Genomic DNA, 10,903 nt, shown 5'->3' with positions numbered 1-10,903 from the left:
AACTAGTAGTTATACCAAAAACCACACCAACTCTCTTCTGCACGCCCTTTATCAATTGATTTTATATAATCCATTTTAACATATACCTTAGCCCCCAAATCAGCGTGCTTTAATGTGGCTACGACCCCGTTTTTTGTAAAACTAAATACTTTATTTTCAAAAACAGTTAACCTGTTCTTACTTCTTTTTCCAATAGACTTTAATTCTCCACCATCACCAACAGTATAATAATCCCTATGATAACCGTGCTCTAAAGCTTTTTTAAAAACTCCATCCTGGCCTAGCTCACGCCATCTTTTTAATTTATCATCCACATCCTCTTCATAACCAAGTCCCTCACAAAATACATCCGGCCTGGAATATCTTACCAAGCTCTCCTTATTTCCATCTCCATCAATATCTAAATAAGTCATTTCCATCTTTATATAACCACTTTGATATTTTTTCAGTTGCTCCTGCCAGTTGGTTTGCTCTTTATGGTTAAGCTGCGCTATTTGCTTATCCAGCTGCTTAAGCAGCTCCCCCTCAACCGATTTAAAGGGCAGCGTTTTAAATCCAGAGTCGTTCAGATTAGGGAGTTTACAGCCGCGAAAATCTTCCCTCGGCGTGCGGTTAAGCACCTTGAGGTAAGCCTGACATTCTTTATCGCCCCAGCCGTAGGTCGTCATCCTGAAGTTGGGTAGCGGCGTGTCCTGACCATTGATCTGGGCTATCCGAGCCTGATATGCACGGGTAAAGCAAGTGTCTGTCTTGCACTGTGCCAGCACGGATTTATCCCACTGTCGCTGCTCAGCCAAAAAGTCTTCTTTGGCGGCCATACAATCCCAATCATCTTCACGACGCAGAATTTCAGCATCCTGACAGAGCCAGGCTCGCTGGTTATGAAACGCCACATTCAACGCTTCATTGGCTGCTGTTAAAGTGGTTGACTGACATATTCGTTTATCCAGCTCAGACGTCGGTTGTTTACAATTTGCTCCCACCGCCCAGACATAGTGGGGCAGTAGCAACAAGGTACTGCTGAGTACAGCCAGTTTGGTGAAACTAGACATAATGCTTCCTTATTTTGGATTAAGTGTTGCGCCTTAACGCTCGCGGGCACCTTCGTCCAGGTGCTGTACAACGGGTGATAACAAAAATTCGATGATCCGACGCTGACCAGTTTTTACTTCCGCAGATACACTCATACCTGCGCTGAGCGGCACAACGCGGCTATCAACCAGGATAGTCTGTTGATTGATGGCTACTTTGACAGGAAAATACAGGCCGAGCTGCTCATCTTCTACCGCATCTGTAGACACGTCGAGTACTTCACCTTCGATGATCCCGTAACGGGTAAACGGAAAGCTGTCGATTTTCACCTCAACAATCTGCCCCTGATACGTAAAGCCAATGTCTTTGTTTAATAACCGTGCTTCTACTATCAGTTCATCCTCTGCCGGTACTATGGTCAGTAATTGTTGAGCTGGGGTGACTACTTCACCGAGTGTGCTCAGTGCCAGCGCCTCCACAGTGCCAGACACAGGTGCATACAGCTTATTTTGGTTTAACAAAAACTGAGATTTTGCCAGTTCTTGCTGCGCATTCACTAACTCCTGCTGTAGCTGGTTGAGCTCAGCCTGAGCTGTGCGTATTAAAGTCGCTTTTAACGTTTCCTGTTCCTGCCGTGTTGCTTTTATGGTGGCCTGCAAGGTTTCTATGGTTGCCAGCTCAATATGACGCTGTTCACGATTGTGAATCGCCGTTTGTTTGATTTCCAGATACTCTTCTCGCGAAACCAGTTTGTTAACTTGTAGCCGTTCCAGCGCTTGCGCTCGTTCCTCAACCAAAGGTAGTACCTTGTCCAGCTGAGTCAGCTTCGCCCGTGCGCCGGCCAGTTCGGCTTCATACCTAAGCAATTGCGATGACAGCGAGGCCCGCTCACTATGATACTCGGCCAGTTCTGCTTCAAGCAGCGCTTGCTGTGCCGGGTTGAGTACTCCGGTGCTTGGTGGTTTAACCTGATTAAGGCGCGCAATAAGTCGCTGTTTACGACGGATCTGCTGAGAAAAGTCCTGTGTTGACAACCTGATACGCTGAAAATTTGACTCGGTAATGGCCGGGTCGAAAGACACCAGTAACTGGCCTTGCTCAACCCGCTGCCCTTCATGCACATGGATCCCCCGCACCACAGCAGTTTCCAGCGGCTGGATCACTTTGACCTTTTGTTTGGGGATCAGCTGACCCTGTGCAATTGCCACGATATCTACCCGGCCAACACAGGCCCAGATAATCGCAATGATTAAGCAAACTAGTAAAGTCCAGACAATCGCCCGTGCCCCTTTTGGCGGCGGTGCGGCCTGGATCTCTAAAGCTGGCGCCAAAAATTCATATAACTGAGCGTCCGACTTGCGACTCATGGCGTCACCTCCGGCTCCAAAGAAGCGTACTGCACCTGTCCCTGATGCTGAATATGCGACAAGTGCGCATAGTGGCCCCCCTTTCTGAGCAGCTCAAAGTGGGTGCCCTGCTCTGCAACTTCTCCCTTGTCAATAACCAAAATACGGTCGGCATTTTGCACTGCACTCAGGCGATGGGCGATAATAAACACAGTGCGGTTGTTGGCGATACGTGCCATATTGTTGGCAATGATCTGCTCAGACTCATAGTCCAGTGCACTGGTCGCTTCGTCGAAAATGAGGATAGGCGGGTCGTTCACCAGTGCCCTGGCAATTGCCAGACGCTGTCGCTGACCACCCGAAAGCATGCCGCCTTGTTCACCTATCTGGGTATCATAAGCTTCTGGCAGTTGTAAGATAAACTCTTCAGCGCCAGCCAGCCGGGCCGCTTCGATTACCCGCTCCAATGGCATCGACGGGTCGCTCAGCGCAATATTGTCGCGCACGGAGGCATTAAACAAAAAGTTTTCCTGCAACACAACGCCAATTCGGGTCCTTAACCAGGCCGGTGGTAATAAACTGATATCAATACCGTCGATAAATACACGACCCTGGTGGGGTAAGTACAAGCGCTGGATCAATCGGGTTAATGAGCTTTTTCCAGAACCTGAGCGCCCCACAATCCCAATGACCTCGCCCGCTTTAATGGTCAGGTTTATGTTATTCAAAACAGGCGGCCTGTTCGGTGCATAACGAAACTCAACATCTTCAAATCGCACCTCGCCACGCAGTTTTGGCAGCATCATGTTATTTGAGCCTTGTGTTTCGGTGGGTGTATTCAGTACGTCCCCCAATCGAGCCAAAGATATTTTAGCTTGCTGAAAATCCTGCCATAAATTTGCAAATCGCATGATGGGCGCAGCAACACGCTGTGCAAGAATATTAAATGCAATAAACTGACCTATGGTAAGCACGCCACTAGTAACAGCAATGGCACCAAAATAGAGGATCAATAACCCGGTTACTTTTGTTACATACCCGGACAACTGACCATAAATATTATTAAGCTGAAACGCCTGAAATGAGACCCGGACGTAATTTGCCAGTTTTTCATCCCAGCGCTGCCTGAGCTGGGGTTCAACCGCCAGAGATTTGATGGTTTCGATGCCATTGACAGATTCGACCAAAAACGAATGATTTTCTGCACTACGCTGAAACTTAGCCTCCAGCCGGGTTCTCAGACTTGGTCCCAACAGCACCGCAATCACAAAGTAAAAAGGCAGACTGGCAACCACAATCCATGTCAGGCCCGGCGCGTAATAAAACATGATGGCAAAGAAGACCACAGTAAAAAACATGTCCAGTACCACGGTAAGGGCTGATCCGGTCATAAACTCCCGAATGGTATCCAGCTCTTTTATACGGGCAACAGTATCTCCAACCCGACGTGACTTGAAGTAGGCCAGCGGTAACGCCAACATATGTTGGTAAAGTTCACTACCCAGACTAACATCCACACGGTTGGTGGTATGACTGAACAAATATGAACGTAAACCAGTCAGTATTACTTCAAACGTGATCACAAATAAAAAACCGACGGCCAGTACATCGAGCGTTGTCATGCCTTTGTGTACCATGACTTTATCTATTGCGACCTGGAAAAAAATAGGCGAAGCCAATGCCAGCAATTGAATAAAGAACGAAGCCAGCAGCACGTCTGTAAAATACACTTTATATCTGGCCAGCGCGGGTAAAAACCATTTGAAGCCAAACTGAACCTGGCTTCCACCTTGCCTGGAACGTGGTGTCAGCATCAGCATTCGGGGCTTAAATTCAGCAATAAACTGAGCGTGTGAGAACTCTTTTGGTGGCTGTTGCAGGTCACTGTGCTGCACTAAAACCCCTTCAGGGGTGACTTTAGCGATAACAACAAACTGGCCATCCAGGGTTTCAGCCATGGCCGGAAGCAAGTCATCATTAATTTTTTCTAATTTAACAACTTTAAACTTGGCTTTATATCCAACTGAACGCACCGCCCTCAGGATCTGAATATCAGAAAACTCATCATCAGCACCTTCATTGACCACAAACTCATGACGGATATCGTTTATATTTATGGACTTTCTATGAAATTTACCGATTAATGACAAGCATAGAATGGCATTATCGAAACGCGTTTGCGCAGACCTTCTTTCATTATTATTATTAACTTTCAAAGTTAAATTTCCTTTTCCCAAAAAGGGACGTTCCTTTTTCGCAGACTTTATCAATCAACTTTTTCAACTTCAATAAAAAAGTACCAGATTATGACTTAAACATAAGTTGTTGAAAGAACTTGTATATTAATCATCCCGCAGTGTGACTTTTTCTTCTCACCGAACCTAGTTTGCAGTGCCCATGCAGCAAAGTTTAAAGCTTCAATATCCTTCCCCCTCAAACGCGATTTAATGCTAAAATCGCGGCAATTGAATCTAATGAGCACCCCTTATGCTGTCTTGTAACAACATCACCATGCAGTTTGGCGCTAAGCCGCTGTTTGAAAATATCTCGGTCAAATTTGGCGACGGTAACCGCTATGGTCTGATCGGCGCCAATGGCTGTGGTAAATCAACTTTTATGAAGATCCTCAGCAAAGAGCTTGAAGCCAGCGCAGGTAACGTGTCCTATGATCCTAATGAGCGCATTGCCAAGCTGAACCAGGATCAGTTTGCCTACGAGGAATTCTCGGTAGTCGATACCGTTATCATGGGTCATAAAGAGCTGTGGGAAATAAAACAGGAACGCGACCGCATCTACTCACTACCAGAGATGAGTGAAGAAGACGGCATGAAAGTGGCCGATCTGGAAACTCAGTTTGCTGAAATGGATGGGTATGCGGCTGAAGCCAAAGCGGGTGAGCTACTGTTAGGCGTTGGTATTCCGACTGAGCAACATTACGGACCTATGTCAGAAGTAGCACCGGGCTGGAAGCTGCGAGTGCTGCTGGCACAAGTACTGTTTGCCGAGCCGGACATCATGCTGCTTGACGAACCAACCAACAACCTCGACATTTATACCATCAAGTGGCTGGAAGATGTGCTGAACCAGCGCGACTGCACCATGATCATCATCTCGCACGACCGCCACTTCCTGAATTCGGTGTGTACACACATGGCCGATATCGACTACGGCGAGCTACGTATTTACCCGGGTAACTACGACGAGTACATGCTTGCGGCCACTCAGGCGCGGGAGCGTCTGCTGGCTGACAACGCTAAGAAAAAAGCCCAGATCACTGAACTTCAACAGTTTGTATCACGCTTCTCGGCAAACGCTTCAAAAGCAAAGCAGGCCACGTCTCGTGCCAAACAGATTGATAAGATCCAGCTGGAAGAAGTGAAAGCCTCAAGTCGTCAGAATCCGTTTATTCGCTTCGAACAGTCCAAACAGCTGTTCCGTAATGCACTGGAGCTGGAAACCCTGTCACAAGGCTTTGAAGATGTGCTGTTTAGTGGTCTCAATGGCTTAGTTGAAGTGGGCGAAAAAGTCGCGATCATTGGTGAAAACGGCGTGGGTAAAACCACCCTGCTCAATACCCTGGCTGGCCGTATGGCGCCTAAGTCGGGTGAGTATAAATGGTCGGAGAATGCCAACATTGGGTACTATGCTCAGGATCACGCGGACGAATTCGAAAAAGATCTGGACCTGTTTCAGTGGATGGAGCAATGGCAGCAGGAAGGTGACGACGAGCAGGTGGTTCGCGGTTTCCTCGGCCGTATGCTGTTCTCGCAGAACGACATCAAGAAGTCAGTGAAAGTGATTTCCGGGGGTGAGCAGGGCCGAATGTTATTTGGCAAACTGATGATGCACAAGCCAAACATTCTGCTGATGGATGAACCAACTAACCACATGGACATGGAATCTATCGAATCACTGAATATGGCACTGGAGCAATACGAAGGAACCTTGTTCTTCGTATCACACGACCGCCAGTTCGTTTCCTCTTTGGCAACTCGTATCTGGGAGATCAAAGACGGTCAGATCATTGACTTCCAGGGTACATACGACGAATACCTGGCTAAGCAGGCCGCTGAGCAATAAAGGCGATTTTCTGGCCGCGCCCTGCGGCCAGACTCCCCACACAAATCACTTTTCAGTTGCACTCCTGCCATTTCCACCCCACTTTCCATTTCGTTTTTGCCATGTGTATTAAATAGAAATAAGTATAAAAATCAGAACTTTGAGATTAGCCTTACCGCCAAATCGTTCTAGAATATTTCTATTTTCCTCACTTTGTAAAAATTCGCTAGGATTTCTCCCGTTCAGGTTAGGCAAGGTGAAGCCGTCTTTTTTACAGGAAAAATAATGATGAAAGCGACTCTTCCCTATTCCACCAGCTTACTGCTATTGATCAGTACACCCGCACTAGCCGGCAAACCCCTTCCGCCCATTGAACCCATCATGGTGACTGTCCCGGCGGGCAGCTTTGCCATGGGCAGTACAGAAAGCGAAAACACTCAACCCGTGCGTACTGTTACTCTGCCCGAGTTCAGCTTGGGGAAGTACGAGGTCACCGTCAGAGAGTATCGACGCTTTGTAGAGGCCACCGGCTTTGAAGCTCCGCAGGCGTGCTATCACCAGCTGGACAACTGGTTCATCGGCAACACGCCCGGCAGCTGGGATAATAACAGCCTGACTCATAATGAGTTTCAGCCTGCTATCTGCGTAAGCTGGGCAGGTGCAAAAGCCTATGTTGACTGGCTGGCAAAAACGACCGGGAAACCCTACCGTTTGCCCAGTGAAGCAGAATGGGAATATGCGGCACGCGGCGCTGCCACAAGCCGGTTTTATTTTGGCAATGACCCGAAACACCCTTCTGTCTGTCAGTATGAGAATACCGCCGATCTGAGTGGCGAAGATGAGCTACAACGCACCACTAACAGCTCTTATGTCAACTTCGTTGATGGCTTTGCCGATTGTGTTGATCATGCGACCTATGCCAGCGTCGTCGGCATGTACAAACCAAACCCTTATGGTCTGCATGATATGCTGAGCAATGTTGCAGAGTTTATGGGTGACTGTTATCTAGACAACTACAATAATGCCTACTCTGATGGTCGCACATTCCTGTCAGAGCAATGTGAAACGCGCGCAACGCGCGGCAGCAGCTGGCACTGGAATATCTGGCCTGTGACACAACGCGGCGGGATGCCTGAAGACTTTGCAGGCGCCGCCGAGGGCTTTCGCATTGCACTGGATGGCCAGGCCCCCAAGCCCGGCAAAACAACTCGTCAGTTCGAGCAACAGCTCGCCTTTGCGCAACAGCAGGAACAAAAACGTCGGGATCAGCAGTTTGCTTATCCCCAGCCTGTCACTAACCTGAGGCTTTCCCAAACCGATGGTACAACGGTGCTCAGCTGGGATAGCAGCAAAGAGGCTGATATTTTTGGCTACCGGATTTACCGCAATTACAGCGCTGGCTCTATGTTTGAATTGATTGCTGACAACGTCTTCGACACGCAATTTATCGACGCCAATGCCTCGCCCAATGTCTACGAATATACCGTAGTAGCCGTACGCCGCAACCTGCAAAGTAACTACAGTAACCTGGTCAAAACCCGCGGTACAGCGCTTGTAGTACCGGGCCGCATCGAAGCTGAATATGCACACACCGTCACTGGCGCGAATACCGCCAGAACCTCAGACACGGAAGGAAGATTAAACCTGACCGGTGGCGGTGGCATTGCTGAAGATGCAGAGATTGATTACCAGATCACTGTCAGTCAGAGTGGTCACTATCGACTGAGTTATCGAATTGCCGGGCCACGCGATGGTAAAGGCTTTTCAGTCAAAATCAACGGGGAAACGGTTTCAAAACACACGGTCAGTGGCACCGGTGGCTATCATGACTGGCAAACACAACAAGGAGAGCGTGTTTACCTGAGTGCAGGCGAACATACCCTGAAACTTCAGTCCCACGACACCAACTGGAAACTCAACTGGCTAGCGCTGAAACGCGACTAATCATCAAAGCAGGGGAAACGAACTTTCCCCTGCGCTTGTAACCTATTCTGTTAAAGCCAGTATTCATCCACAAATTGCAACAACACAACGAAAACGCTCCCACAAGGTTGCCCATTCATTGAAATAAACGCTACTTTTTAACATAGGTCTGAAAAAGCGTTTCTTACTTTGATTAACCAGCAGACTTTATGGAATATGACTTAATATGCTAATCAAATATTGCCTCTTACTCACCGTCTTTCTCTGTTCATCGGGCTTAGGTGCGCGCTCGCTCTGTGACAGCCCCCAGTATCATGCTTTTGATTTCTGGATAGGTGAATGGCGGGTCATGTCAAAGGGACAGTTTGCAGGCAACAGTAAAATCACCAAAATACTTAACGGCTGTGTCATTTTAGAGGAATATCAGGCAGTCTCCGGGTATAAAGGTAAGAGTTTGAATATTTTCGATAAACAGCAACAACACTGGCATCAAAGCTGGACCGACAATGCCGGTTTGCTGCTGCAACTCAATGGCAACCGCTACAACCACGGCATGGTGTTGCAAGGCCCGGGGCTGGACAGTGAAGGCAAGCCTGTTTTACACCGGATCACCTGGCAACCCAAAAAGAATAACACGGTACACCAGCACTGGCAGTCCTCAGGCAATGAGGGCAAGTCCTGGGAAACGCTGTTTTATGGTATCTACCATAAAATTCAGTGAAGGGTAACCAGGCTCGCGCTCAGCAGGGCGTTGTGATAACCATGCTGTAGGTAAAAGGGCACACACTTACCTGTGCCCGTTTACATGAGCCACGATTACTGCGGTGGAATTGCGGGCCAGTATCCCAGTACGAAATTATCCATTTCCCCTTTAATACTGACGCTGCCATAGCTACGAACCCGAACAATCATGCGAGATAACGGTCGCGAAGAGTCGACCGGGTAAACCTCATTCAGTTGAAAACTGCCCACCCCCAGCATACGCTCTGCACAATGGCTGTCATGTGCACCGGTCCTGTAATAGACATCTGTACACACTCTGACGGCCGTGTCTTTTTGCGCTTCCATCAGCTGTACAGCCAACTGGGTATAGACTTTATCTGCATAGAATTCAGCGCCCCAGCCAAAGTAGTGTGTAAAGCCAGCCTGGCGCCACGGACTCATCTCAAACCCCAGACTTTGCTCACCACTGATGACCTGTAGAGCCTGATTGATCAGAGAAACGTCTTGCGGCGAACGGGTTGTAAATCCACCCGTATCCGTTTCAAACCCCGACGTCGAGATCGTCACCAGACCATCCGGCAAGCTGGTACCCAAAAGCAGTGTCAAACTATTTAAGGACACCGCCCCGTCCGCGGTAATACGCAGCTCAGTAGAAGTAATATCTGTGGTCAGGCCATCACTACCCAGGTCAACAACAATCGGTACCACAGCAGTACTATTTGGTGCGATGTAATAACTGGGCGCAAAGGCAGCACTGTGATCGACGTCGCGAAACTGCTTTTGATAACTGGCACTGCCGTAAAGCTGCGCATTTACCGGCTGCGAACCTGAATTAGTAATGCTAGCCTGATAGATCATATACTCCGGGTGAGTATGAGAGAAGTCAGGCGCAGCAAGGTGAAAGCGCGTACCGTAACTACCGGATGCTGTCTGGTTTAAACGCAAACTTGCCACCCCATTAGCATGCGTCAAAGTAGGAGCATCACTAAAAAAGGCGTCAACCTGTGCCTCGGTGAGCCCCGAGAAGTCTTGTCCTTGCGAGAACAGATCCACTTCTGCATTGCTTTGATGGCTGCCCTCTTCGAGTGTTATTTCTAGATTATCCAGGTAGACGGTTTCATTGGGTAAAGCGTAGCTGTCAAGAAACCAGGTAACTTTGTGAATGGCTTTGCCCGCTGGCAAGGTCACCTGGCAGTCATGGGAATAAATACTGTCCTGATAGGTGGGTACTTCATCATTACGTGAAACATAAGACTCATACACATTACCATCGGCATATTCTATCTCAAACACACACTGCGCAATGGTGTAAGGGCTGCGGCTTGCGCTATCGGATAGTGGCATCGCAATATCAAACGATGCACTCAACCGACTCACCTGCGGCAGCGTTCGCATGATCAGCGCCTCAGTACCAACCCGATAGTGGCCTTCGCTGGTCATCGCCAGACTCTTTGCGCCGCTGATGGGTAACAGTGAAGTTGCTTCAAACTGGCTCAATGCGCCGTCTGCCACAAACAGACCGACATAGCCATCATCAAAGTTCTGACTGACAAGGGTTGTAGTGTCTGAAGCCTGAACCGCTGCGGCAGACACCATCAAACCAAGCAGGGGTAATACATATTTAGTCATTGTTTTCATTTCCTTTTTTATATCCCGCACACCTTATCGGCCCGCACTGAAAAACATTGAGCAAATACTCCATTTTTATTCCTGATTAAAAAATAGCATGGGTTCTTTATTCCAGATCCATTTTCTATTCACATTTAAAAAACACAATGTTAACCGCAAAATCTATTAGGTATGCTTCTGCATCCCTTGTA

General features: G+C 48.2%; 7 protein-coding genes. 3 read left to right on the top strand and 4 right to left on the bottom strand.

Translation table 11 applies throughout. The annotated features are described in order from the left end of the window. Nucleotides 1-2: 2 nt before the first annotated feature. From QNM19_RS19415 to QNM19_RS19405, 3 genes are all read right to left on the bottom strand, one after another. Nucleotides 3-1,013 (bottom strand): lysozyme inhibitor LprI family protein, encoded by a 1,011-nt coding sequence (locus QNM19_RS19415; protein ID WP_284027116.1) that lies wholly within the window; start codon nt 1,011-1,013, stop codon nt 3-5. Nucleotides 1,014-1,085: 72 nt separating this feature from the next. Beyond that, nucleotides 1,086-2,399 carry an HlyD family type I secretion periplasmic adaptor subunit gene (locus QNM19_RS19410; protein WP_082225426.1) on the bottom strand — a complete coding sequence of 438 codons (1,314 nt, stop codon included), beginning with the start codon at nt 2,397-2,399 and terminating at the stop codon, nt 1,086-1,088. Then, complete coding sequence (locus QNM19_RS19405) at nt 2,396-4,594, bottom strand: type I secretion system permease/ATPase (protein ID WP_049864436.1); 2,199 nt, start codon at nt 4,592-4,594, stop codon at nt 2,396-2,398. The genes QNM19_RS19410 and QNM19_RS19405 overlap by 4 nt, the downstream gene beginning before the upstream one ends. Before the next feature lie 271 nt (nt 4,595-4,865). Between QNM19_RS19405 and QNM19_RS19400 the strand changes: the two genes are divergently transcribed. The 3 genes from QNM19_RS19400 (at nt 4,866) to QNM19_RS19390 (ending at nt 9,081) form a co-directional block, all read left to right on the top strand. Continuing rightward, nucleotides 4,866-6,458 (top strand): ABC-F family ATPase, encoded by a 1,593-nt coding sequence (locus tag QNM19_RS19400; RefSeq protein ID WP_049864435.1) that lies wholly within the window; start codon nt 4,866-4,868, stop codon nt 6,456-6,458. Nucleotides 6,459-6,722: 264 nt separating this feature from the next. Continuing rightward, complete coding sequence (locus tag QNM19_RS19395; RefSeq protein ID WP_284027115.1) at nt 6,723-8,381, top strand: SUMF1/EgtB/PvdO family nonheme iron enzyme; 1,659 nt, start codon at nt 6,723-6,725, stop codon at nt 8,379-8,381. 205 nt (nt 8,382-8,586) lie between these two features. After that, the gene (locus QNM19_RS19390; protein ID WP_157576704.1) at nt 8,587-9,081 is read left to right on the top strand and encodes a hypothetical protein; all 495 of its coding nucleotides are present in this window, start codon (nt 8,587-8,589) and stop codon (nt 9,079-9,081) included. A 95-nt stretch (nt 9,082-9,176) separates the two neighbouring features. Here the strand turns inward: QNM19_RS19390 and QNM19_RS19385 are convergent, their stop codons facing one another. Next, complete coding sequence (locus tag QNM19_RS19385; RefSeq protein WP_049864433.1) at nt 9,177-10,712, bottom strand: hypothetical protein; 1,536 nt, start codon at nt 10,710-10,712, stop codon at nt 9,177-9,179. Nucleotides 10,713-10,903 lie beyond the last annotated feature (191 nt).

The sequence above is a fragment of the Pseudoalteromonas ardens genome (assembly GCF_030125445.1).
Lineage (GTDB): Bacteria > Pseudomonadota > Gammaproteobacteria > Enterobacterales > Alteromonadaceae > Pseudoalteromonas > Pseudoalteromonas ardens.
This window is presented reverse-complemented; position numbering and strand designations above follow the sequence as displayed.